25 protein-coding genes are annotated in these 22020 nt (G+C 67.8%); 8 read left to right on the forward strand and 17 right to left on the reverse strand.

The features are described from left to right. A partial coding sequence (locus tag ACWDTP_RS10715; protein WP_450019342.1) for a dihydroxyacetone kinase subunit DhaK occupies nt 1-731 on the reverse strand: 731 nt, incomplete at its 3' end. A gap of 46 nt (nt 732-777) precedes the next feature. Then, the gene (locus ACWDTP_RS10720; RefSeq protein WP_450019344.1) at nt 778-1707 is read right to left on the reverse strand and encodes a sugar phosphate isomerase/epimerase family protein; all 930 of its coding nucleotides are present in this window, start codon (nt 1705-1707) and stop codon (nt 778-780) included. A 138-nt stretch (nt 1708-1845) separates the two neighbouring features. Between ACWDTP_RS10720 and ACWDTP_RS10725 the strand changes: the two genes are divergently transcribed. Beyond that, complete coding sequence (locus ACWDTP_RS10725) at nt 1846-2886, forward strand: sugar-binding transcriptional regulator (protein ID WP_450019346.1); 1041 nt, start codon at nt 1846-1848, stop codon at nt 2884-2886. Next, entirely contained in the window at nt 2883-3584 is a 702-nt protein-coding gene (locus tag ACWDTP_RS10730) for a GntR family transcriptional regulator (RefSeq protein WP_450019348.1), read from the forward strand. The genes ACWDTP_RS10725 and ACWDTP_RS10730 overlap by 4 nt, the downstream gene beginning before the upstream one ends. Nucleotides 3585-3658: 74 nt before the next feature. Here ACWDTP_RS10730 and rlmN read toward each other — a convergent pair whose 3' ends face one another. Continuing rightward, nucleotides 3659-4756 (reverse strand): 23S rRNA (adenine(2503)-C(2))-methyltransferase RlmN, encoded by a 1098-nt coding sequence (rlmN, locus tag ACWDTP_RS10735; protein WP_450019350.1) that lies wholly within the window; start codon nt 4754-4756, stop codon nt 3659-3661. A gap of 78 nt (nt 4757-4834) precedes the next feature. On the opposite strand from rlmN, the gene ACWDTP_RS10740 reads away from it, so the two are divergent. Further along, on the forward strand, nt 4835-5740 hold the full coding sequence (locus ACWDTP_RS10740; protein ID WP_450019352.1) for a DMT family transporter: 906 nt from the start codon (nt 4835-4837) through the stop codon (nt 5738-5740). Here the strand turns inward: ACWDTP_RS10740 and ACWDTP_RS10745 are convergent. The 4 genes from ACWDTP_RS10745 to ACWDTP_RS10760 form a co-directional block, all read right to left on the reverse strand. Then, nucleotides 5699-6577: a phosphatidate cytidylyltransferase gene (locus ACWDTP_RS10745; RefSeq protein ID WP_450019354.1), complete on the reverse strand. Its 879-nt coding sequence runs from the start codon at nt 6575-6577 to the stop codon at nt 5699-5701. The two genes, ACWDTP_RS10740 and ACWDTP_RS10745, sit on opposite strands and share 42 nt — an antisense overlap. Next, nucleotides 6577-7134: a ribosome recycling factor gene (gene frr, locus ACWDTP_RS10750; RefSeq protein WP_450019356.1), complete on the reverse strand. Its 558-nt coding sequence runs from the start codon at nt 7132-7134 to the stop codon at nt 6577-6579. The genes ACWDTP_RS10745 and frr overlap by 1 nt, the downstream gene beginning before the upstream one ends. 68 nt (nt 7135-7202) lie before the next feature. Beyond that, nucleotides 7203-7952, reverse strand: a complete 750-nt coding sequence (pyrH, locus tag ACWDTP_RS10755; RefSeq protein WP_450019358.1) for a UMP kinase — start codon at nt 7950-7952, stop codon at nt 7203-7205. Nucleotides 7953-8085: 133 nt separating this feature from the next. After that, nucleotides 8086-8766 carry a class I SAM-dependent methyltransferase gene (locus ACWDTP_RS10760; RefSeq protein WP_450019360.1) on the reverse strand — a complete coding sequence of 227 codons (681 nt, stop codon included), beginning with the start codon at nt 8764-8766 and terminating at the stop codon, nt 8086-8088. Nucleotides 8767-8803: 37 nt separating this feature from the next. Here ACWDTP_RS10760 and ACWDTP_RS10765 point away from each other — a divergent pair, with 37 nt between their 5' ends. Beyond that, nucleotides 8804-9232, forward strand: coding sequence for a MarR family winged helix-turn-helix transcriptional regulator (locus tag ACWDTP_RS10765; protein WP_450019362.1), 429 nt, complete (start codon nt 8804-8806; stop codon nt 9230-9232). A 59-nt stretch (nt 9233-9291) separates the two neighbouring features. Here the strand turns inward: ACWDTP_RS10765 and ACWDTP_RS10770 are convergent, their stop codons facing one another. The 6 genes from ACWDTP_RS10770 to ACWDTP_RS10795 all read right to left on the reverse strand — a co-directional run bounded on the left by ACWDTP_RS10770 (nt 9292) and on the right by ACWDTP_RS10795 (nt 14159). Then, a complete protein-coding gene (locus ACWDTP_RS10770; RefSeq protein ID WP_450019364.1) occupies nt 9292-10686 on the reverse strand; it encodes an MFS transporter in 1395 nt (464 codons plus the stop codon). Between the two features lie 55 nt (nt 10687-10741). Further along, nucleotides 10742-11497: an SDR family NAD(P)-dependent oxidoreductase gene (locus ACWDTP_RS10775; protein ID WP_450019366.1), complete on the reverse strand. Its 756-nt coding sequence runs from the start codon at nt 11495-11497 to the stop codon at nt 10742-10744. Between the two features lie 53 nt (nt 11498-11550). Next, the gene (locus tag ACWDTP_RS10780; RefSeq protein WP_450019368.1) at nt 11551-12306 is read right to left on the reverse strand and encodes an SDR family NAD(P)-dependent oxidoreductase; all 756 of its coding nucleotides are present in this window, start codon (nt 12304-12306) and stop codon (nt 11551-11553) included. Nucleotides 12307-12388: 82 nt separating this feature from the next. Beyond that, complete coding sequence (locus ACWDTP_RS10785) at nt 12389-13234, reverse strand: alpha/beta fold hydrolase (RefSeq protein WP_450019370.1); 846 nt, start codon at nt 13232-13234, stop codon at nt 12389-12391. Beyond that, the gene (locus ACWDTP_RS10790) at nt 13231-13626 is read right to left on the reverse strand and encodes a hypothetical protein (protein ID WP_450019372.1); all 396 of its coding nucleotides are present in this window, start codon (nt 13624-13626) and stop codon (nt 13231-13233) included. The genes ACWDTP_RS10785 and ACWDTP_RS10790 overlap by 4 nt, the downstream gene beginning before the upstream one ends. Next, the gene (locus tag ACWDTP_RS10795) at nt 13623-14159 is read right to left on the reverse strand and encodes a type II 3-dehydroquinate dehydratase (protein WP_450019374.1); all 537 of its coding nucleotides are present in this window, start codon (nt 14157-14159) and stop codon (nt 13623-13625) included. Before ACWDTP_RS10795 ends, ACWDTP_RS10790 begins: the two co-directional genes overlap by 4 nt. Before the next feature lie 461 nt (nt 14160-14620). On the opposite strand from ACWDTP_RS10795, the gene ACWDTP_RS10800 reads away from it, so the two are divergent. The 4 genes from ACWDTP_RS10800 (at nt 14621) to ACWDTP_RS10815 (ending at nt 18032) form a co-directional block, all read left to right on the forward strand. Next, complete coding sequence (locus ACWDTP_RS10800; RefSeq protein WP_450019376.1) at nt 14621-15313, forward strand: GntR family transcriptional regulator; 693 nt, start codon at nt 14621-14623, stop codon at nt 15311-15313. Nucleotides 15314-15364: 51 nt separating this feature from the next. Next, on the forward strand, nt 15365-15775 hold the full coding sequence (locus ACWDTP_RS10805; protein WP_450019378.1) for a carboxymuconolactone decarboxylase family protein: 411 nt from the start codon (nt 15365-15367) through the stop codon (nt 15773-15775). 172 nt (nt 15776-15947) lie between these two features. Beyond that, nucleotides 15948-16901, forward strand: a complete 954-nt coding sequence (locus ACWDTP_RS10810; protein ID WP_450019380.1) for a 2-hydroxyacid dehydrogenase — start codon at nt 15948-15950, stop codon at nt 16899-16901. 6 nt (nt 16902-16907) lie between these two features. Beyond that, nucleotides 16908-18032, forward strand: coding sequence for a glycerate kinase (locus ACWDTP_RS10815; RefSeq protein WP_450019382.1), 1125 nt, complete (start codon nt 16908-16910; stop codon nt 18030-18032). A gap of 68 nt (nt 18033-18100) precedes the next feature. On the opposite strand, the gene ACWDTP_RS10820 is transcribed toward ACWDTP_RS10815, so the two are convergent. The 4 genes from ACWDTP_RS10820 to ACWDTP_RS10835 form a co-directional block, all read right to left on the reverse strand. Then, nucleotides 18101-18559 (reverse strand): DUF350 domain-containing protein, encoded by a 459-nt coding sequence (locus ACWDTP_RS10820; RefSeq protein ID WP_450019384.1) that lies wholly within the window; start codon nt 18557-18559, stop codon nt 18101-18103. Nucleotides 18560-18579: 20 nt separating this feature from the next. Then, nucleotides 18580-19743 carry a glutathionylspermidine synthase family protein gene (locus tag ACWDTP_RS10825; protein WP_450019386.1) on the reverse strand — a complete coding sequence of 388 codons (1164 nt, stop codon included), beginning with the start codon at nt 19741-19743 and terminating at the stop codon, nt 18580-18582. Next, nucleotides 19743-20309: a hypothetical protein gene (locus tag ACWDTP_RS10830; protein WP_450019388.1), complete on the reverse strand. Its 567-nt coding sequence runs from the start codon at nt 20307-20309 to the stop codon at nt 19743-19745. Before ACWDTP_RS10830 ends, ACWDTP_RS10825 begins: the two co-directional genes overlap by 1 nt. Nucleotides 20310-20485: 176 nt before the next feature. After that, nucleotides 20486-21898, reverse strand: a complete 1413-nt coding sequence (locus ACWDTP_RS10835) for an amidase (RefSeq protein ID WP_450019390.1) — start codon at nt 21896-21898, stop codon at nt 20486-20488. Nucleotides 21899-22020: the final 122 nt, after the last annotated feature.

The raw sequence follows: 22020 nt of genomic DNA on the forward strand, positions 1-22020 counted from the left end.
TCGGCGAGCACGCGCCGCACCAGCTGATCGGCGAGCTCGTCCGCGGACGGTGCGGGCTCCTCACCGATGCCCGGTTCACCGTGGATGCCCAGGCCCCAGGCCACGACGCCGTCCGGCAGCGTGAACAACGGATGGTCCTGGCCGGGCAGGGTGCACCCGGCGAACGCCACCCCGAAGGAGCGCGTGCGGTCATTGGCGCGTGCCGCCACCGCCGCGACCTCCTGCAGCGGCCTGCCCGCCTCCGCGGCGGCACCGGCGACCTTGAACACCACGAGATCGCCCGCGACGCCGCGTCGTTCGGCTTCCTGTCCGGGCCGGGCCGAGGCGATGTCGTCGGTCACGGCCAGCACCTCGACGGCCATGCCCTTGGCCCGCAGCCGGTGTGCGGCGGCGCCGAAGTTCAAGACGTCGCCCGCGTAGTTGCCGAACGACAGCCATACCCCGCCGCCGCGGTCGGCACCCCGACAGATGTCGATGACCTGGCGGGCCGACGGCGAGGCGAAGACGTCACCGCAGACGGCGCCGTCGGCGAGACCGGCACCGACCAGCCCGGCGAAGGCGGGGTAATGTCCGCTGCCGCCGCCGACCACGACGGCGACCTTGCCGTCGCGGGCCGGATGGGCCCGCAGGACGCCGCCCGGATGTAGCCGGACGTATGAGGGTGCGGCGGCGGCGAGGCCGGCCAGCGCCTCGGCCGCGAACGTCTCGGGATGGTTGTGCAGGTAGGTCACGGGTCCGTCCTTACGCAGCGGGTGGGATCACTTGCGGCGCAGGCATTCACAGCCGGGCGGACTGCAGTACCTGGCGGATGTACTCCCGGTTCATCGCCGCCACGCCGAGGCTGTCGGAGCCGTAGTGCTCACAGACGAACGGACCCTTGAAGCCGAGCTCGAGGGCTCGCAGAATGTGCGCCCGATAGTTGATGACGCCCATCACCAGCGGGACCGGAGCGGTGAACACCTGACCGGTCCTCGGCTCCTCGTCGCGCAGGTAGTTCTTGATGTGCCAGAAGTTGGTGTAGGGCAACACCTTCTCGAACATCGTCGGGATGTCTTCGATGGGCCGGTGCAGCCGGACCAGATTGCCGAGATCGGGGTTGAGCCCCACGTTGGCACGGTCGACGTCCCGCACGAAGCGCACCGCGCGGTCGGCCGTGCCGATGAAGGTGTCCTCGTACATCTCCAGCGAGATCTCCACACCTACCTCGGCCGCGTGCTTTCCCAGTTCACGGATCCGCTCGATCGCGGTGACCCGCAACTCCGAATCATCGTCAGGGTCGTGATAGCCCTCCTCCAGCCAGAACCAGAGCGCGGTGCGCTGGGCGGGACGCAGCGCCTGCATGAAGCCGAAGTTGACGACCGTGGCGCCGAGTTCGGGTGCCCGATCGATGATCCGGTGCCCGATCGCGAGGAACCGCTCACCGTCGGTCGCGTCGACCACGCTGCGTCTGGTGGTGGACACCGACGGCACCCGCAGGCCCACCTCGTCGAGTACCGCACGAAGTTCTTTGAACCGCACGTCGTCGAGCTCGCCGATCGACAGCCACGCGTCGGTCGGGTCGACGAACTCGAAGCCGAGGTCGACCACCTGCTGCAACTGAGACCGCCACACCGCCGCGGGAGCCTCGAGCATGGGCGTGCCGTCCGGTGCCACCGACCCGAAGGACAGCATGTTCGCGGCGATCGGCCAGGTCTCTGCGGTGAGCATCTTCTCTCCAAGGTGAGCTAGGTAACACTAATTCCTATAGGATATTGGTATAGCTCTATCGCCAGTCAAGACCGATTCAGGCCTACATTTTCCTGACTAGTTGCGTTCATGTACCTGAAGAGCGGCTAAATTGGGAATATGGTGCAAACTTTGGCCGATACGACCGCTGCCGACGAAGCCGAACTGTCCGACGATGAGCGGCTGCGGCTGGCCGACGCCGCCGAGCTCTACTACGTCCGGGGCCTGAAGGTCGAGGACGTCGGCAAGCGCCTGCATCTGTCCCGGTCGACCGTGTCCCGGATGCTCGCCAGGGCGCGCAGCCACGGTGTCGTCGAGTTCGTCCTGCATCGCACGCCGGAGGGCTCGTCGCATCTCGCGACCCGGCTCAATCAGCGATTCGGCGTTCGGGCGGTGATCGCCGAAACCGGTCCGGAGGGGGCACGGCTCGACGGCGTCGCCGAATCTGCGGCGCGCCGGCTGGCCAGTGTCGTCGGCGCCAACACGACCACCGCGGTCGCCTGGGGCGCCACGGTCGAGGCGGTGTCGCGGCACCTGATGTTCAGCCCGACCCGGGGCGCCCGCGTGGTCCAGTACGACGGCTCGGGGAACTCCTCCGCGTCGAACATCCTCAATGCCGGTCAACTACTGGACAGGTTCGCCAGGGCATTCTCCGCCTCGGCGCACCACTTCCCCGGACCCGCGTTCTTCGACTCGGCGGCCACCCGCGCCGCGATGTGGCGGGAGCGATCCGTCGAGCGGGTCCTCGCGATCCGCCGAACCGCGGACATCGCCCTGTTCTCGGTCGGCACGCTGACCGGAGAGGTCCCCGATCACCTGTTCCGATCGGGTTATCTCGATGCCGTCGACCTTCAGGAACTGCGCCGCGACGGCATCGTCGGCCACATCGGGACCGTCTTCCTGCGCGAGGACGGAAGCTCGGACCGCATCGCGGTCAATCAGCGCAGTACCGGCATGTCCCTGGACGAGCTGCACGGTGTGCGCACCCGGATACTCGTGGCGAGCGGCCCGGCCAAAGGCCCCGCCGTCCTCGCGGCGCTGCGCGCCGGGGCCGCCACCGATCTGATCGTGGACGAGATCACGGCCGGGGCCCTGCTCGACGAGACCGCGGACCGGCAACCCGGCCCCGTGAAAGGATCCGACCCGTGGATGTCCCTGTGAGCCCGACGATCCATCGCCTGCGCCGCGCCATGCGCGACGACGTGCGCGACGCGCTGCTCGCCATGCTCATGGACGGCCGGCTTGCCGCGGGCACATCGGTGAGCATCGACCAGCTCGCGCGCGATCTCGGCGTCTCGCCGACTCCGGTGCGCGAGGCCCTCGTCGAAATCGAGGCGACCGGACTGGTCCACCGGGTCGCCCACCGCGGCTATCAAGTGGCGCCGCCGATGAGTGCGCAACAGGCCGCCGAGCTCGCGGATGCTCGACTCGTCGTCGAGACGACAGCAGCGCATTGGGCGGCCCGGCTGCACGAACCCGACCTGCTCCCCGAACTGCGCGCCGCGCACCGCGCCCACGAGGAGGCCGCCTGGGCGGTGCGCGAGTGGGACGGGGTGACGCTGGACCGCAACCGCCTGCCCGTCACCCTCAAGCCGTACTTCGATGCGGACTGGGGATTTCACCAGACGATCCTCGACCACTGCGGCAACCGCTTCCTGCGTCGCATGGTGGGCGGGTTGGGCGCCTCGGTGCAACGCATGCGCCAGAACGTTCAAAAGGGGCCGGTCGACACCGAATTGGCGGTCGCCGAGCACGGGCGGGTACTCGCGGCGATCGAGGCCGGCGACCCGCAAGCCGCGGCGGATGCGATGCGGGCCCACATCGAAGCGGTGCGGGAACGGTCGATCGCCGACGCATGACGCGCGCCGAGAATACGGTTGTTGGCGGGAAAACGCCGAAAAGCCGCCACAAACCGTAGTCTCGGCGGGCTGATTCAGCCCTCGGCGGCGAGCTGACCGCACGCGGCGGCGATCTCACGGCCACGGGTGTCGCGCACCGTGCACGACACTCCGCGCTCGCGGACCCGCTTGACGAACTCCCGCTCGACCGGCTTGGGGCTGGCGTCCCATTCGCTGCCCGGTGTCGGATTCAGCGGGATCAGGTTCACATGCACCAGCGGCCCCAGCTTGCCGTGCAGCTTCTTACCCAGAAGGTCTGCGCGCCAAGGCTGGTCGTTCACATCCCGGATCAAGGCGTATTCGATGGAGACCCGGCGTCCGGTGACATCGGCGTAGTAGCGGGCCGCGTCGAGAACTTCGTCGACCGGCCACCGGTTGTTCACCGGCACCAGGGTGTCGCGGAGCTCGTCGTCGGCGGTGTGCAACGAGAGGGCCAGGGTGACGCCGAGCCGCTCGTCGGCCAGTTTCCGGATCGCCGGGGCCAGCCCGACCGTCGACACCGTCACCGAACGCGCGCCGATCCCGAAACCGTGCGGCGGGGGCGCGGTGATCCTGCGGACCGCGGCCAGCACCCGGTTGTAGTTGGCCAGCGGCTCCCCCATGCCCATGAACACGATGTTGGACAGCCGGCCATCATGCTCGGACCGCATGATCGACGAGGCGCTCCGGACCTGCTCCAGGATCTCGGCGGTGGACAGGTTGCGTTTCAGCCCACCCTGGCCGGTGGCGCAGAACGGGCAGGCCATGCCGCAGCCGGCCTGTGAGGAGATGCACACGGTGTTGCGCTGCGGGTAGCGCATCAGCACGGACTCGAACGTGGTGCCGTCCCCCGCGCGCCACAGCGTCTTGCGGGTCTCCCCGGCGTCGCACGCGATCTCGCGCACCGGGTCAATCAGCGTCGGGAACAACGCCTCGGCCACCCGATCGCGCACCGCTGCAGGCAGGTCGGTCATCTGTTGCGGGTCGGCGATGAGCCGCCCGTAGTACTGATTGGCCAGCTGTTTGGCCCGGAACGCCGGCAGGCCCAGCTCGGCGACCGCGGCGGCGCGGCCGTCTTCGTCGAGGTCGGCGAGGTGCCGCGGCGGCATGGCGCGTCGCGGGGCGTCGAATACGAGGGGCAGGGATCCGGGCATGATGTTCTGTCAGTATCTCATCTCACATCGGCCGGAATTGAATGGACGAGCGGGTGGGCCCGTCAGCACCATGGACCCATGGCCCTGCCGAGCGCGACCACCCCGATGCCCCTGCGCACCGCCTCGACCCTGACCTTCTTCTACGCCCTCGGCTATCCCATTGGTGCTCTGGCAGTTTCGGCGATGTCGCCGATGGCGGTGCTGGTCTGCCGGTTCGGTGCGGCCGGCCTGATCCTGAGCGGTTGGGCAATGCTGGCCAGGGTGAGCTGGCCCACCGGCCGCACGCTCGTCCATGTCCTCGTCAGCGGACTGCTCGCGCAGGGCATATTGTTCGGCTGCCTGTACCTGGCCCTGCTGAACGGGGCACCCGCGGTGCTCGGCGCCGTGGTCATCGCGATGAACCCGGTCGTCACCGCCCTGCTGGCTGCGGTGTTCCTCGGCGAGGGGCTGACCCCGAGGCGGATCGTGGCCCTGGCTCTCGGTGTCGTCGCGGTGCTGGCGGCGTGTGCCGGGCGCCTGGCGACGGTCGGCGGCATGGACCCGGTGGTCCTGCTGCTCGTGGTGTCGCTGCTGTCGGTGGCCGCGGGCGGGGTGTATCAGCAGCGGTTCTGCTCGGGTGTCGACTTCCGGGCGACCGCGGCACTGCAGAACGTGGTCTGCGTGCTGCCCGCCGTCGCGCTCGCATCGGTGCTGCCGTTCTCGGTGTCGGATCCGTGGAAGGCGGCCGGCGCCGTGGCGGCCGTGGTGGTGTCCAATGCGCTGGTCGGGATGACGATCTTCGTCCGGGCCGTCAACGACCACGGCGCGGCGGCGGTGGCGATGCTGTTCAGCGTCATTCCCGCGGTGGCCGGGCTGATGTCGTGGCTCATGCTCGGGCAGCGCCCCGATGCCGGGATCGTGGTGGGATTGGCCGTGGGCGCCGTGGCGTGCTGGCTAAACGTGTCAGGCCAACAACGACAGCACGATCCAGGTGGCTACGGCTGACGGCAGCACCGAGTCGATGCGGTCCATCAGACCGCCGTGGCCGGGCAGCAGGCTGCCCATGTCCTTGATCCCGAGATCGCGTTTGACCTGGGATTCGACCAGGTCGCCGAGGGTTCCGGTGATGACCAGCATGATGCCGAGCGGGATACCGACCCAGGCCGGCTTGTCCAGCAGGAACTGCACCGAGAGCATCGACACGACGATGCCGAGCAGCAGGGATCCGGTCAGCCCCTCCCAGGACTTCTTGGGGCTGATGGCGGGCACCATCGGGTGCTTTCCGAACAACACGCCCGCGGTGTAGCCGCCGACATCGGAGGCCACCACGCCGAGCATCAGGCAGAACACCCGCCCGGCCCCGTCCTCGGGGTAGATCAGCAGGACACCGAACGCGCCGAACAGCGGGATCCAGGCCGCCAGGAATATCGTCACCGAGACGTCGCGGGTGTAATTGGCGGGCGCGGCCTTCAACCCGCCGCTCAACAGCCGCCAGATCAGGCACAGCACCACCGTGCCGCCGAACCCGCCGAGCGCACCCGCGGCGCCGAACGGCCAGGTCAGCCACACCATGGCCTGCCCGCCGATGAGCAGTGGCAGGACCGGCACCGAATATCCGCCGTCCCGCAGGCGGCGCACCACCTCATGGGTGGCCACCGCCATGGCGACCGCGACCACGGCGACCCAGACGTGCGGGGCGAAGAGCAGGATAGCGATGACCGAGCCGCCCAACGCGGCCCCGACGGCGATGGCAGCGGGAAGGTTACGTCCGGCGCGGGACTGCTTCTTGGGCGGTTCCCCGACCGGTGTGTTTGCCACGTACCCTGCTCGCTGATCGGCCACTAGACCTCCAGCAGTTCGCCTTCTTTGTGCTTGACCAGGTCGTCGATCTGGCTGGTGTAGGTGTGGGTCGACTTGTCGAGGTCCTTCTCGGCGCGGCCCACCTCGTCCTCGCCGGCCTCGCCGTCCTTCTTGATCCGGCTGAGCTCTTCCATCGCCTTGCGACGGATGTTGCGGATCGACACTTTGGCGTCCTCGCCCTTGGACTTGGCCTGTTTGACCAGGTCGCGACGACGTTCCTCGGTGAGCTGCGGGACGGAGATGCGGATGACGTTGCCGTCGTTGCTCGGGTTGACGCCGAGGTCGGAGTTGCGGATCGCGTCCTCGATCGGCTTGAGCTGGGACGTCTCGTAGGGCTTGATGACGACGAGCCGCGCCTCGGGCACATTGATGCTCGACAGCTGGGTGATCGGGGTCATCGCACCGTAGTAGTCGATATTGATGCGGGAGAACATGCCAGGGTTGGCCCGGCCGGTGCGGATCGACGCCAGATCGTCGCGGGCCACGGTCACGGCCTTTTCCATCTTCTCTTCGGCGTCGAAGAGGGTCTCGTCGATCACGCGCTCATCTCCATCTCGCTCCTCACGGGCGCGGTCTCCCGTCGCTCGCACTCATCTGACATCACCCGTCAGGTGGTGACCAGTGTTCCGATCTTCTCACCCGCCACCGCTCGAGCGATATTGCCGTCGGTGAGGAGATTGAACACGAGAATCGGCATTCCGTTGTCCATGCAGAGGCTGAACGCGGTGGCATCGGCGACCTTGAGCCCGCGGTCGATGACCTCGCGATGGCTGATCGCGGCGATCAGCTCGGCATCCGGATTGGTCCGCGGATCGTCGGTGAACACCCCGTCGACCGCCTTGGCCATCAGCACCACCTCGGCGCCGATCTCCAGGGCACGTTGCGCGGCCGTGGTGTCGGTGGAGAAATAGGGCAGGCCCATACCGGCGCCGAAGATGACGACGCGCCCCTTCTCCAGGTGGCGCACGGCGCGCAGCGGAATGTAGGGCTCGGCGACCTGGCCCATGGTGATGGCGGTCTGCACCCGGGTGTCGATGCCCTCTTTCTGCAGGAAGTCCTGCAGGGCAAGGCTGTTCATGACGGTGCCGAGCATGCCCATGTAGTCGGAGCGGGTGCGCTCCATACCGCGCTGTTGCAGTTGGGCACCGCGGAAGAAATTTCCGCCGCCGATCACCACGGCAACCTGTGCGCCGCTGCGCACCACCTCGGCGATCTGGCGGGCCACCTGTGCGACCACATCCGGGTCAAGGCCCACCTCGCCACCGCCGAACATCTCACCGCCGAGTTTCAGCAGCACTCGCGTATAGAGGGGGCGAATGGGTGCTGCGGCCTGGCCGGCGACATTCGGATCCGCCATCGGTCTCCTCGGCACTCCTCGCATTAGAGAGCCATCCGGGCGATCGCCCAGGACGGCATCTCCATCCTGCCTTATCGCGGCCGTCCGGCAATGCCCGGGCCTCGCGAATCGGAGTGTCGCCGGCCTACCGGGTCTAGCCCAGGTGTGCCTGCAGCAACCAGGCGGCGACCGATTTGCGGTCACCGCCCTCGTCGCGGATGTCGGTGCCGGCGAAGGCGGCGAAGTCGGTGAACTGGGCGGGCACGTTGGCGTGGATGCGGGCCGGCCGCACCTCGTCGATCACCCAGTATTTGCCGACGACCTCCCGCAACTCGTCCTCGTCGACCGGGTGCGCCGGACCGGTGTCGCCCATGGTCGCCTTGTCGAAGACCAGGACGATGTAGGACGCGCCGGGGGCGGCGGCCCGCACGATGGACCGCTGGTAGCCGTCGCGGAGTTCGACGGGCATGGAGTGGAACAGCGTGCTGTCGATGATGGTGCCGAACCGGCCGTCGTATCCGGTGAAATCACTGATGTCGGCGACCGCGAAGCTGGCGTTGGACAGTCCCCGCTTGGCGGCCTCGGCGCGGGCGAGGTCGATCGCGGTGGGCGATTGATCCAGCCCGACCGTGGTGAAGCCGTGCTCGGCGAGGTACAGCGCGGTGGCCGCCTCTCCGCAGCCCGCGTCGAGGACGTCGCCGTGCACCTTGCCCGCCTCGATCAGTGCGGCGATCTCGGGCTGTGGCTCGCCGATGCTCCACGGCGGGCGCACCCCCGCGAACTCCGGGGCGTCGCCGCGATATGCCGATTCGAATACTTCCTGTGGTTGTGTCATGCCATCCGGTATATCAACGTGGTTGATATGTGTCAATATGCTTGATATGAACGATAGCCTCGAGGACCAACCGCTGGGGTTTCTGATGTACCGGGTGGTTGCGGTGCTGCAACCGAAGGTGGCCGAACACCTGCAGCCGCTCGGCTTGTCACTGCCCGAGTTCGTCTGCCTGAGGATCCTGTCCATGGCCCCCGGCCAGTCCAACGCCGAGCTCGCGCGCCACATCAACGTGTCGCCGCAGGCGATGAACAATGTGGTGCGCGGGCTGCAGGAGCGCGGCGCCGTGCGCCGGCCGGCCACGGTCAGCTCCGGTCGCGCCCTGCCCGCCGAGCTGACCGCCGAGGGCGCCGCCCTGCTGTCACGTGCCGAGGCCGCCGTGCACACCGCCGACGATCTGGCCCTGGCCCGCCTTACCGCCGAGCAGCGGCGCGAACTCAAGCGTCTGCTGGCCGATGCGGTGGACTGACCACCGGTCGGGGCCGATGCCGGCCACGCCGTTTCGGGCTCCGGGTCCTGACCTTCACGTCACCGCGCCATCGTCCCGTGCGGCTCGGATGCGGCGTCGCCCTGGATGGTCCGGTTGATCGACCGCGTCCGCGACTGGACCACCACGGAGATGACACCCGACGTCAGCAGCAGCAGCGCCACCACGGAGAAGGCGCCCTGGTCGTTACCGAACAGATCCCGCAGCCAGCCGGTGACGAACGGTCCGGCGAAACCTCCGACGTTGCCGATGGTGTTGACGAGGGCGAGGCCGGCCCCCACCGCGACGCTGGAGAGTATTCGTGCGGGCAGGCTGTAGACGAGTGGCATGGCGGAGATGACCCCGACCGCGCAGAACGTGACGCCGACCATGACGATCCACGGGTCCGCGGCGAAGGCCGCGATGACGATGCCCAGCGCCCCCACGGCGGTACTGATGAAAACGTGCCATCCGATATCGCCGGACCTGCTGGCGTGGCGGGGCCAGAGCAGGAGAGCGATCGCGGCGAACACGTACGGAATCGCGATGATGAACCCGTTCTCGATCACCGAGAAGTCGGTGCCGAACCGTTCGGCGAAGCCCGCGACGACGCTGGGCAGGAAGAACCCGATGGTGTAGAGGCTGTAGACCACGCCGAGGTAGGCGATGCCCATGATCCAGACGCGGCCGGATCGCAGCGAGGCCAGCATGCCTCCGGAGTGTCCGCGGGCTTCGGCCGGGGTGTGCTCGTCCTGGTCGCGGATCAGGGCGTTCTTCTCGGCGTCGGTCAGCCACCCGGCTTCCGACGGGCGGTCCGTCAGCCAGAAGTACGCGGCAATACCCAGGGCGATCGCGGGAAGGCCGGTCATCAGGGTCATGAATCGCCATCCACTCAGCCCGAACACGCCGTCACCGGCGTCGATCAACCAACTGGCCAACGGGGCGGCGATGACCGACGAGATCGGAATTCCCAGCAGATAGACCGAGAATGCCTTGGGGCGTTCACGATTGGAGAACCAGATGGTGAGATACAGCAGCACCGTCGGCGCGAACCCGGCCTCGGCCACGCCGAGAAGGAAGCGCGCGCCGATCAGCCACTCGTAGCTGGGGACGAAGGCGGTCAGCGACGCCACCACACCCCAGGAGACCGCGATCCGGGCGATCCAGACCCGTGCGCCCGTTTTCTGGGCGGCGATCGCGCTGGGCACCTCGAGGAGGATGTAGCCCACGAAGAAGATGCCGGACGCCAGACCGAACAGGGTCGCCGTCATGTGGAGCTCGTCGCTCATACCGTTCGGCTCGGCGATACCGAGCGCGGTTCTGTCGATGTAGTTGACGAGGTAGAGCAGGAATATGAACGGCATCAACCGGGCGTTCACCTTGCGCAGCGCGGACCGGCGCGCTGAATCGCCAGGCACTGTCGTCGGACCGGCGTTGGTGCTCGATGTATTCGCCATGATTGTTGCTCCGTGCCTTCATGAATGGGTTACGGGTGGGTGGCAGGGCGAGCCCTCAGGTAAAGCGCAGGCCGGCGTCCAGGCTCAGGGTCTGACCGGTCATGAATTTGCTCTCGTCGCTCGCGAGGTAGAGCACCACGCCGACAAGGTCGGACGCATCGCCTTTACGCTTGAGCGCCTGCTCCTCCAGGTTGCGCCGCCAGCCCTCCTCCGAGATCGTCTCCCTGGGGATTTCGGTGACGATGCCGTGTGGGCTCACGGTGTTCACGGTGATGTCGTCGCCGCCCAATTCCGTTGCCAGGGCGTGGGTCAACGCCCAGACGGCACCTTTGGACGCGATGTAGTGGGCGTAGTTGGGCCTGCCGGTCACGACCACACTCGAGGAGATGTTGATGATGCGGCCGTACTGGTTCTTGCGCATGACGGGTGAGACCGCCTGGCAGCACAGGAACGTGCCCTTGGCGTTGACGGCGAACAGGCTGTCCCATTCCTCGCCCGAAATCTCCTCGAAGGGCTTCATTTTCAGGGTCGAGAAGATCGCCGCGTTGTTCACCAGAATGTCGACCGTTCCGAATGCCTCGACGGCGGTGTCGACCATGGTTTTGACCGAATCGGAGTCCGAGACGTCGGTGGTGGACGCCAGCGCACGGCCACCTGCCGAGGTGATGGCCGCGGCGACCTCTGCCGCCTTGGTGCCGTTGAGGTCGGCGACGACCACGGCGGCGCCTTCCTCGGCGAATCTCTCGGCGTAGATCCGGCCGATGCCCTGCCCGGCTCCGGTGATGATGGCAACCCTGTTGTCAAGTCTCATTCAAATGCTCCGTTATTCGATTGCTGCTGGGGATGTTTCACGAGCACCATCGATCAGGCCCGTGTCATATGCAGGTTGAAGATGCCTCCGTCCACCATGAGCGTGCTGCCGGTGGTGGATCTGCTGAGGGGGTGTGCGAAGTACGCGACGGCATGGGCGACTTCGGCGGGGGTCACCATGCGGCCGATGGGCTGACGCGAATCGAAATCCGCGCGACGCTGGATCGGATCGTCGGCCCTGGCCGCCAACTCCGCCATGAACGGGGTGTCGACGGTTCCGGGATTCACCGCGTTGACGGTGATGCCTTCGCCAACCAGGTCTGCCGCGACGGCCCTGGTCATGGAGTCAACGGCGCCCTTGGTCGCGGTATAGGCGGCGCGCTGGCGAAGGCCGGAGGTGGCCGTCAGCGACGACACGTTGACGATGGCGGCGGAATCCGATTGCCGGAGCAGCGGCAGCGCCGCCCGGGTCGATCGGACGTATCCCATGACGTTGATGTCCCACAGCCGGTTCCAGTCCTCCTCGGTCCCGTCTTCGATGGTGCCGACGAAACTGACTCCGGCATTGTTGACCAGGGTGTCCAACCCGGAGAACCGCCCCGCCACCTCGGCCACCGCGGCCGACACCGCGCGCTGGTCGCGCAGGTCGGCGACCAGGTGCAGATAGTTGGCATCCGAGCGGGCGGATTGCTTGACGTCGAGGCCCGCCACCAGAGCGCCGAGGCCCAGAAAGTGGCTGACACAGGCCTCACCGACGCCGGAGGCGCCGCCGGTCACCAGAATGCGGCGGCCGGCGAAATCGCTACTCACGCCGGCCCTCTGACCCGGGTAGGTTTCGGGTGCCATCGATCGCGTCCTCGTTTCCTGTTGTCATGGGCAGCCTGTCGGCAGATCACCCGATACCGGCGAGTTCGAGCAGCGCCGGCCACAGATATGTCTTGCAGAGCGGGTAGTTCTCGGAGATCGGAAAGTGTCCGATCCCGCGCATCACGCCGCCGCGGGCGCCGGGGATCGCCGCGATCGCGGCTTCGGTCTCCTCGGGGCTGCATGCGTAGTCGTATTCGCCGGTGAGCAGGTACACCGGACACTTGGCGGTGTCGATGTCGCGCTCGCGGCCACGGAGGTCCACCTCGTTGCTGTAGTAGTAGGTGTCCCCCCGGTAGATTCCCGGCCCGCCCTGGGCGTACATCCACCAGACCTCGCGGCGTGCCGGTTCGGGGCTCTGCGGCGCCATCAGTCCATAGGTCCAGGACGGCACCGACTGGTTGCTGTTGATATCGGGCGCCAGCGACCAGTCGTCAAACCGACCGTCGACTTTCGCGGCGCCGGAGAAGCCGATGACACCGCCGATACGGTCGGGCTGGGCCAGAGCCAGCTCCAGCACGAACGATCCGGCCATCGAGCAGCCGATCACGATGGGCTGCTTCAGATCCAGCGCCTCGATGACCGCCATCACGGTGGCGAGGTAAAGCTCCGCGGTGAGCAGGTACTCGCCGTGCCACCAGTTGTCCGGCGGCAATGACTTTCCGTGCCAGGGCAAGTCGAACGCGATGACGCGAAACCGGTCGAGGACCTCGTCGTCGGTCTGCAGATGGCGGTACTGCCGGGAATCGGCACCGGCGGTGTGCAGGCACACCACCGGGATGCCGGCTCCGGACTCTTCGAGGTAGATCCGGTTCGGGGTCCCTTGGATGTCGACCGTGAGGTAACGCCCGGTGATCGGTTCATAGCCGCTCATGCGATGCCCCGATGCCGGCCGGTGGCCACCGTGCGCAGCAGATCCAGAACCCGGTTGAGAACGTTCAGGTTCTGCAACAGGGCATGCCTGCCGTCGATGGAGAAGTCCGCCCGACGTCGCTGCATCGCGAGGATGTGATGATCGTGCGGCGCCGGCGTCGGTGCCAGATAGGCACTCCACGCCGCGGCCGACCCGGTGAGCGTGACCATCGGGACCGAGGTGGCGTGGTCGTGGACGCCGATGGCCGAGTGGTCGATGCGGTAGCTGCGGTCGAAGTCGTCACCGATCAACCGCAGCGCGACATCGGTCCATCGGCTGATGAGCCGGAATTCGGCGTCGGCACCGACGGTGGCGAGCCAGTCGGTCTCCCATCCGGGGTCCAGACCGGTCATTCGGCGGCCCCGAGGAACTCCGGATCGTCGAGCGCGGCGACCAGGGCCACCAGAGCGCCGAGGTAACTGTGGTGACGCAGGCCCATCGACATGCCCGTCGCGGAGCGTGTGAAGTTGGATTCCCATGGCCCACCCGGCAATCCGCGACCCGACCACGGGGGCGCCGAAATGTTGGAGAAGTGGGTTTCCACCCACGGCCGCCCGGTTTCCTCAAGGGCATGGCGGGTCGGCTCGCCGGTCTTGGTCAGGCCCGCGGGGTTGAGGATGTAGGCGTCGGTGTGGGCCGCGGAAGCATGGATCGCGTCGAGGATTTCGCCCTCGTGATTGGATGCCAGCGCTTCGACGGTGACACCCATCCCCGCGCCCAGTTCACGCATGTAGTCCTGGAGAGCCGTGATGGAGGCGATCGGCCCGTAGACACGTTTGTTGCGGTTGCCCAGGTTGGGCATGTTGGGGCCGTCGATCAAGGTGATCGACAGTGGCCTGGTCCCAGCCCGCTGCCAGCCCAGAGCCGCTGCATTGCCATGTGTCATCTGATTCTCCTGGGGTTGTCGATGTCGCGCCAGACGTTCGGAGATCGCCGCTTTCCGTGGGCATTGACGGGATGAACGCGTCAGCCGATGCCTGCGCCTGGAGGCGGCGAACAGGTCTTGCGGTGCTGAGACGCCGCACAGCTTGTGTGCCTCACCACATCGTTGCCTCGGGCAATGTATGACAATCGTTCGCGCTCCGTCAAGCATGAGCGGTCGAGATTCCCGGGATCGCGATCACGGCCCATCCGCAATAGGCGACTTACCTGCAGAAATATCGATCCACTTTGCAGGTGCCTCGTTTGCGCGGTAGAAATAATTGTCGTACCGTCTTGATCAGATCGCCGATGGTTCGCGACGATGCACCTCGAAAGCAACTCGTGTCGGGGCGGGACAACGCGTGTGTGACCGCGACTTTCGGCTCACCAGCACTTTCGTATGACAACCGAACTGGGGTTTATCTCATGCAGGAGATCACCGTCGCACCGTCGGTTACCGCCGCGGCACCGGCACGGACCCGACTGGTCGGTGGATTACGTGACGCCATCAGCCATGGGCTGCTCAAACAGGGAACCCGGCTGAACGAGCGGGAACTCTGCGAGTCCTACGATGTGTCGCGCACCGTCGTGCGCGAGGGGTTGCGCCAGCTCGAGGGCGAAGGTTTCGTCACCATCGAAGCCAACCGCGGCGCGTTGGTCGCCAAGATGTCCTACAGCGATGCCGAGCATCTGTTCGAGGTTCGCGGGGCACTGGAGTCGTTGGCATGTTCGCTGTTCGCCCGTCGGGGGACGGTCGAACACAAGCAAACCCTCGCCGCATGTGCCGCCGACATCGAGCGGGCCATCCAGGGCGGCGACCTGACCGTCATCCTCGCGGCCAAGGACGCGTTCTACGACGCCCTGCTGACGGGTGCCGGAAACTCGGAACTCACCTCGGCCCTTCGCCTGCTGCACGCGCGCATCCGGCTGCTCCGCCGCTACTCGCTGTCCGCCGAGAACCGCCACCCCGCAACCCTCGCCGAGATCACCGCGATATGCGACGCGGTCATCGCCGGCGATATCGAAGGTGCCCGCCGCGCCGGGGAATACCACGTCGCGCAGGCCAGCCGCGCCGCACTGCCCCGGATCTTCGCCGACCTGCACCGCGGCAACAGGTGAGCCGTCGCGGTTACCCGAACATCCCACGAGCCATCCGTCGAAAGGAACTCTGTGTCTGATTCCAGCGAAGCCCTCGAGTACGTCAATGACATGGCCCGCGCCCGCGGCTATGTGCTGCCGTATCACAAGTTGATGGCCAAGGCCGACCTCGATGTCCTCAAAGCCGCCAACGGCCTGGTATCGGCCGCGTACACGAATCAGCGCAAACTCGACAAGGCGACCAAAGAGCTGATCTTCATCACCAGCCTGACGGTGCTGAAGGCCTCGCACGGCCACATCGCCGGCCATATCCGAGTGGCCCTGGACCTGGGGGTCTCGGCGCAGGAGATTCTCGAGGCGATCGAAATCGCGCTACCCGAAGCCGGTGTGGTGGCATTCCAGCACGGTTTCGAGGTATGGGCCGACGTTGTCGGTGCCACCGGCGTCGAACCGACTGTGGCCGTACACGGATCGGACGGCTGAGCCGTCCGACCGGACACCTGACCTCCGAATTCCGTTTACAGAAGCGCGATCTCACTCCGGCGGGACGAAAGCCCGGTCGCCAGGCGCCCGCGTCACCGCCGCGAAGTATCGTCAACGGTCACGGGTGCCGCATCGTTCGGCACCACCGATCACGCGATGACAAGGACGACTGTTGACGATCTACGTGTCGAGACTGCTCACCGACCGTGCGATGGACCATCTGAATTCGCTGGGGGTTCCGGTCCGGGTCGGCGCCGAGGATCCGCCCAGCCCGGCCGAGCTGCAGGCCGGTATCGCCGGCGCCAGCGCCGCCGTCGTCACGCTGACCGAACGCGTCGACGCCGCGCTGCTGGCCGCGGCGGGCGATCAGCTGCGGGTGGTCGCCAACGTCGCCGTCGGCTACGACAACATCGATCTCCCCGCCGCGACCGCGGCGGGCGTCACCGTCACCAACACCCCGGGGGTCCTCGACCGGGCCACCGCCGACCACACCTTCGCCCTGATCCTGGCGGCTACCCGCCGGGTGCTCGACGGGGACCGATTCCTGCGGTCGGGCCTGCCGTGGGTGTGGGGCCCCCGGATGCTGGTCGGGCTGGACATCAGCGCCGGTGCGACCCTGGGCGTCCTGGGCTACGGCCGGATCGGCAGGGCCGTCGCGAAGCGGGCACTGGCCTTCGACATGACCGTGCTGGCGACGGCACGCAGCCGCCAGCCCGGCACCGAGGAGGACGGGGTCCGGTTCGTCGACGCCGACACGCTGCTCGCCGAGAGCGACGTACTGAGCGTCCTCACCCCGCTGACACCGCAGACCCATCACCTGATCGACGCGGCCGCCCTGGCGAAGATGAAGCCGACCGCCTACCTGATCAACACCGCGCGCGGCGGGGTGGTCGACGAATCCGCGCTGATGGCCGCGCTGCACGGCGAGCGGCTCCGCGGTGCGGCGCTCGATGTCTTCGAGAACGAACCCGACGTCAACCCCGCACTGCTGGAGACCCCCAACCTGGTGCTGACGCCCCACACCGCCAGTGCGGGCGAAGCCACCCGGGACGCGATGGGTATTCTCGCCATCGACAACGCCGCCGCGGTTCTCGCCGGGAAACCGGCGCTGACCCCTGTTGGATAGCACCTGATGAGAATTGTTCTCGCCCCCGACTCCTTCAAGGAGTCGATGACCGCGTCGCAAGCCGTCGCCGCCCTGCGCGACGGCGTTCACGCGGTCCTGCCCGACGCCGAGTGCATCGGCGTGCCGATGGCCGACGGCGGTGAAGGCACGGTCGACGCCGTGGTCGACGCCCTCGGTGGCGAGCACGTCACCGTCGAGGCCCGCGATGCGCTGGGCCGGCCGGTGGCCGCCGACTACGGCTACATCGCGAGCCGCAAACTCGCCGTGGTCGAGATGGCCACCGCATCCGGTCTGGAACAGGTGGCACCCGCCGACCGTGATGTGCTCGCCGCCAGCACTTTCGGTGTCGGCCAGCTGATCCGCTCGGCACTGGATCGCGGCGCGGCCGAGCTGCTGATCGGGCTGGGCGGCTCGGCCACCAACGACGGCGGCGCGGGCATGCTCGTCGCGCTCGGTGCCGTCCTGGCCGATTCCGACGGCACTCCCCTGCCGCCCGGTGGTGCCGCACTGGCCCGGCTCGACCGCATCGACCTGCGCGGTCTGGATCCGCGACTGGCCGACATCAGGGTCAGGATCGCCTCCGACGTCACCGCCCCGCTGCTCGGGCCGGGCGGTGCGAGCGCGGTCTTCGGCCCGCAGAAGGGTGCCACCCCCGCCGATGTCGAGACCCTGGAAGCGGCGTTGACCCGCTTCGTCGCGGTCACGGGGTCGACCCTCGGCCGCGCCCGGCCCGAACTTCCCGGCGCCGGGGCGGCCGGTGGCCTCGGTTTCGCACTGCTGGAATTCCTTGGCGCCGAATGTGATCCCGGTGTCGAGCTGATCGCCGAGACCGTGGGCCTTGAGCAATCCCTGACCGGCGCCGACTGGGTCTTCACCGGTGAGGGCAGCGTGGATGCCCAGACCATGCTGGGCAAGACACCGTTCGGGGTGACCCGGGCGGCCGGACGCGCGGGCGCCGGTGTGGTCATCTTCGCCGGCCGGGTGGCACCGGACGCCGACGTGCTGCTGGCCAACGGGGTGGACCGGATCGTGGCGATCACGGAGCCGGGGACCCCGATCGAGCAGGCGCTGCGCGAGGGCCCGGCCGGACTGACCCGGGCCGCCGCCGCCGTGTGCCGCGAGATTTCCTGACGAGCAGACACAAACCTGCCTGGTTTCACCGGATTTCGGGCAGTTTCGCGTCTGCTCGCGAGGCAGGGTCAGAGGATGACGGCCGCGACGATCAAACCGAACGCGAAATAGGACGCCGTCACCACCAGTACCTCGGGGGTGAACTTCTCCTCGGCCAGTACCCGACCCATGTCGATACCCTTGATCGCCCCGATCAGCCGGACCGAGAACGCCTGTGCGGCAATGCCCAGCAGCCCGAACACCAGCGTCATGAGCAGCCCCTGGAGCAGGTCACCGGAGGATGAGAACACCGCGAACACGATGATCGCCGCCATCGACACCACACCCGATGCGGCGACCGCGCACGCATTGGGGCGCCCGGCCTGCACCAGCGTGCGCAGCGGCCCCGGCGTGGTCCAGTCGATCACATAGAAACCGACGACCATCAGGGCGACCCCCAGGATGGTGTACAGCGCGATTGCCGCGACCCCGTGGCCGAGCACCGACCAGTAGTCGGAGCTGAGCGCGATGCTCGTTGTATCGGTCATGGGTTGTCGTTCCTTCCGGATCACAGTGGAATGCGGTGTGGCACAAAGGCGGCGCCGTTGTCGGTGACCAGACCCGAGGTCTCGCGGATGCCCAGCCCTGCGGACTCGTCGCCGACGATCCAGGCCCCGAGCGCGGGGCGCATATCGTCGAACTGCGGCAACGGATCGAGCAACTGGTAGACGTAGCCCTCCTCGCCGTACACGCCGCCGGTCTCGGTTTCGAAGCCGGCACCCACGATGGTGATGTTGGCGCCCTCGCGTCCGAGTTTGGGTTTGCGCACATACTCGGTCAGCTCATGCGGGTCGTCGACATAGGCGGGCAGCAGGTTCGGGTGGCCCGGGTACATCTCCCACAGCACCGCCAGGATCGCCTTGTTGCTGAGCAGGGTCTTCCACAGGGGCTCCACCCACATGGTCGCGGGCAGCCCTTCGACCGCGCGGCGGCCGAAGTCGTCGTCGAGCATCCACTCCCACGGATAGAGCTTGAACACCGAGGACATCGGTGCCTCCTCGAGGTCGACGAACCGGTCGAGATCCTCGTCGAACCCGACGTCCTCGATCGCCAACCCCACGGTGTGCAGGCCGGCCTCGGCCGCGCACTCCTGCAGGTAGGCCACCGTCACGTTGTCCTCGCCGGTGTGTTCGGCCCCCGACCAGGTGAAGTAGGTCTCGGCCCCAGGCAACCGGTCGGCGATCTCGCCCCACCGGGCGACCAGCTTCTCGTGCAGCGAGTTCCACTGGTCGTCGTCGGGAAACACGTCGGTCTTCCAGTGCCACTGCAGGATCGCCGCCTCCAGCAGGGTGGTCGGGGTGTCGGCGTTGTACTCCAGCAGGACCGGCGGCCGCCGCCCGTCGTAGCGCAGATCGAACCGCCCGTACAGGTAGGGGTCGCCGCGCCGCCACGACTTCTCGATGTGCTCCCAGCTCCACTCCGGGAGCCCGAAGTCGCGGTAGCGCCCGGTCAATACGACGTGTTCGACGGCCTCAAGGCACATCGAATGCAGCACCTCGACCGAGGCCTCGATCGAGAGCACCTCGTCCATGTCGAAGACGTAGTGCACGGACTCGTCCCAGTAGGGGCGTTCGGCACCGGTGGCGTCCCGCGCCGGGGTGCCGTAACACATCCCCTGGTCGGCGACGATCCGTTCCCAGCCGGTTCGCGGGGAACTGCGCTGACGCCGCATCAGCTGCCCGAGCTTCCGCCGTAGCTCGATGACGACCCGAAGCCGCCCCGCGAGATCGACGTCCCGGATTTGGTCTTCGCGGTGGTGCCCTTGGGCACCTCGAGCGTCCCGCCGCGCGCCACGGTGCCCACGCCGTTGTTCTGCCCGCCGTAGTAGTAGCGATACGGCGAACCCGCGTAGATGAACATTCCGCCGGCACCGCTGTGGCCACTGCTGCAGTACTGATCGGGCACCACCTCGTTGGTCCCGTCCTTGACGCAGGTGGCCTCGACTTCCTCCTTGTGCAGCAGCTGGTAGCCGAGTGCGACGGCGCCGACCACGCCGACCACGGCCACCGAGCCCATCAGGATCTTCTTACCGGTGGCGGAGCGTTGTTCGCGCTTCTCCTCCTGCAGCCTGGCCCATTCCTCGGCGGCCTCCCGTGCCTTCTGCGCCTTGTCCCGCTGACGCGCCTCGGCCACGGTCGGGGGGCGCGGGGTGGTCTTACCCGGCTCCTGCCAGCGGATCGAGCCGGGCCGGGGGCCCGGCTCGATCGGCTCGCTGGTGTGGGAGTCCTCACCTGCCATGCATATCCCCCGTTGTCGGCGTACTCGCCCGCCATCATAGGAGACGAGCACCCGGAGTTTCCGCACCCTGACCTTCACCCGGCGAGCAGACGCGGGCGTACCCCGACACGCCGGTTTTCGGGTACCCGCGTGTCTGCTCGCCGGATGAGGTGGGCCGCGAAAGGCGCGGAATCCGGCTACTTCTGGTCCTGGATCCGGCGCCACGGCTGCGCCTCTTCGAGCTCGTAGGCCAGCTCCAGCAGGCGCGCTTCGCGGCCGACCGTCGACGACAGCATCATGCCGACCGGCAACCCGGCCGAGGTCTGCGCCAGCGGCAGCGAGATCGCCGGATCGCCGGTGGCGTTCTGCAACGGGGTGAAGGCGACCCAGTCGATCAGCCGATCGATGATCTGTTCGTAACCGACGGTCGGGTCGAGCCGGCCGACCGGCAGGGTGGGGTCGGCGAGGGTGGGCATGAGCACCGCGTCATAGCTGTTGGCCAACCGCTCGGTGATCCGGTGCGACCGGGCCAGCCGGGCGATGGCCGTCGGCAGCCGGTACAGATGGCGGCTGGCATGCCGGTCGAGTCCCAAGGTGAGGTCGTCGAGCCGGCCCCGGTCGAAACTCGGGCCGAACGACCGCCGTCCACCGCGAACCAGCGCGAACGCGAGAAACCCCCAGTACAACAGGAAGTCGTCCTTGAAGCTCGGCTGCACCGGGTTGCCGATCGGGGTGACCCGGTGACCGAGTTCCTCCAACAGCGCCGCGGTCTTGAGGGTGAGCTCACGCATCTCGGGCCCGGCCTCGCGGCTGAGCGATTGCGTGCACACCGCGATGCGCAGCCGCTGCCGGCCGGGCCGGTTGACGTCGCCGATCGGTGGCAGCTTGGGGTTGCGGTACACCCGTTCCATCTCGCGGTAGAAGGCGGCGGTGTCGCGTACCGACCGGGTCACCACCCCGTCGGTCACGATCCGCAGCGGCATCCTGCGCAGGTTCTCGTCCTGTGGCAGCCGCCCGCGTGACGGCTTGAGCCCGACCAGCCCGTTGCATGCGGCCGGAATCCGGATCGACCCGCCGCCGTCGTTGGCGTGGGCGATCGGCACCACCCCGGCGGCGACGAAGGCCCCCGAACCCGAGGACGATGCGCCTGCGGTGTAGTCGGTGTTCCACGGATTGCGCACCGGCCCCAGCCGCGGGTGTTCACACGCCGCGCTGAAACCGAACTCGGAAAGGCGGGTCTTGCCGAGCGGGACCAGGCCGGTCGAGAGGTAGGCCCTGGCGAAGTCGCCGTTGGCCCGCTCGGGCCGGGGGTCCCAGGCGTCGGTGCCCTGCATGGTCGGCATCGCCTCGAACGCCACATTGTCCTTGACGAACGTCGGTACGCCGTCGAAGAAGCCGCCGTAGGGGCTCGGCGCGGCGCCACGGGCGTGGGCCCGGTCGAAGGCTTCGAACGCCAGGCCGTTCAGCGTGGGGTTGACGGCCTCGGTGCGCGCCACGGCGGCTTCGATGAGGTCGGCGGCCGAGACCCGCCCGGCCCGCAACTCCTCGACCAACCCGACGGCGTCGTGATCGCCCAGAGCGTCGTCGCTGAAGGCACTGATACGGCTCATACGCCGACGGTACCAAGTAGTACCACCGCACCGACGCGGTCCGGCCGGTTCCCCGAAAGGCGAAACCCCGCGTCATCGGGATCGCCGAATATGACGCGGGGTTTCACGGGTGAGCGGTTGGT

It is taken from the genome of Mycobacterium sp. NPDC003449 (assembly GCF_053588415.1).

Excerpts from the sequence above, each read along its gene's own strand:
- ACWDTP_RS10825 (WP_450019386.1), bottom strand. The coding sequence starts at position 19,743 with ATGCGGCGTCAGCGCAGTTCCCCGCGAACCGGCTGGGAACGGATCGTC.
- ACWDTP_RS10815 (WP_450019382.1), top strand. The coding sequence starts at position 16,908 with ATGAGAATTGTTCTCGCCCCCGACTCCTTCAAGGAGTCGATGACCGCG.
- ACWDTP_RS10725 (WP_450019346.1), top strand. The coding sequence starts at position 1,846 with ATGGTGCAAACTTTGGCCGATACGACCGCTGCCGACGAAGCCGAACTG.
- rlmN (WP_450019350.1), bottom strand. The coding sequence starts at position 4,756 with ATGCCCGGATCCCTGCCCCTCGTATTCGACGCCCCGCGACGCGCCATG.
- ACWDTP_RS10720 (WP_450019344.1), bottom strand. The coding sequence starts at position 1,707 with ATGCTCACCGCAGAGACCTGGCCGATCGCCGCGAACATGCTGTCCTTC.
- ACWDTP_RS10800 (WP_450019376.1), top strand. The coding sequence starts at position 14,621 with ATGCAGGAGATCACCGTCGCACCGTCGGTTACCGCCGCGGCACCGGCA.
- ACWDTP_RS10790 (WP_450019372.1), bottom strand. The coding sequence starts at position 13,626 with ATGACCGGTCTGGACCCCGGATGGGAGACCGACTGGCTCGCCACCGTC.
- ACWDTP_RS10760 (WP_450019360.1), bottom strand. The coding sequence starts at position 8,766 with ATGACACAACCACAGGAAGTATTCGAATCGGCATATCGCGGCGACGCC.
- ACWDTP_RS10785 (WP_450019370.1), bottom strand. The coding sequence starts at position 13,234 with ATGAGCGGCTATGAACCGATCACCGGGCGTTACCTCACGGTCGACATC.
- ACWDTP_RS10795 (WP_450019374.1), bottom strand. The coding sequence starts at position 14,159 with ATGACACATGGCAATGCAGCGGCTCTGGGCTGGCAGCGGGCTGGGACC.
- ACWDTP_RS10835 (WP_450019390.1), bottom strand. The coding sequence starts at position 21,898 with ATGAGCCGTATCAGTGCCTTCAGCGACGACGCTCTGGGCGATCACGAC.
- ACWDTP_RS10740 (WP_450019352.1), top strand. The coding sequence starts at position 4,835 with ATGGCCCTGCCGAGCGCGACCACCCCGATGCCCCTGCGCACCGCCTCG.
- ACWDTP_RS10830 (WP_450019388.1), bottom strand. The coding sequence starts at position 20,309 with ATGGCAGGTGAGGACTCCCACACCAGCGAGCCGATCGAGCCGGGCCCC.
- ACWDTP_RS10775 (WP_450019366.1), bottom strand. The coding sequence starts at position 11,497 with ATGAGACTTGACAACAGGGTTGCCATCATCACCGGAGCCGGGCAGGGC.
- ACWDTP_RS10765 (WP_450019362.1), top strand. The coding sequence starts at position 8,804 with ATGCTTGATATGAACGATAGCCTCGAGGACCAACCGCTGGGGTTTCTG.
- pyrH (WP_450019358.1), bottom strand. The coding sequence starts at position 7,952 with ATGGCGGATCCGAATGTCGCCGGCCAGGCCGCAGCACCCATTCGCCCC.
- ACWDTP_RS10820 (WP_450019384.1), bottom strand. The coding sequence starts at position 18,559 with ATGACCGATACAACGAGCATCGCGCTCAGCTCCGACTACTGGTCGGTG.
- ACWDTP_RS10770 (WP_450019364.1), bottom strand. The coding sequence starts at position 10,686 with ATGGCGAATACATCGAGCACCAACGCCGGTCCGACGACAGTGCCTGGC.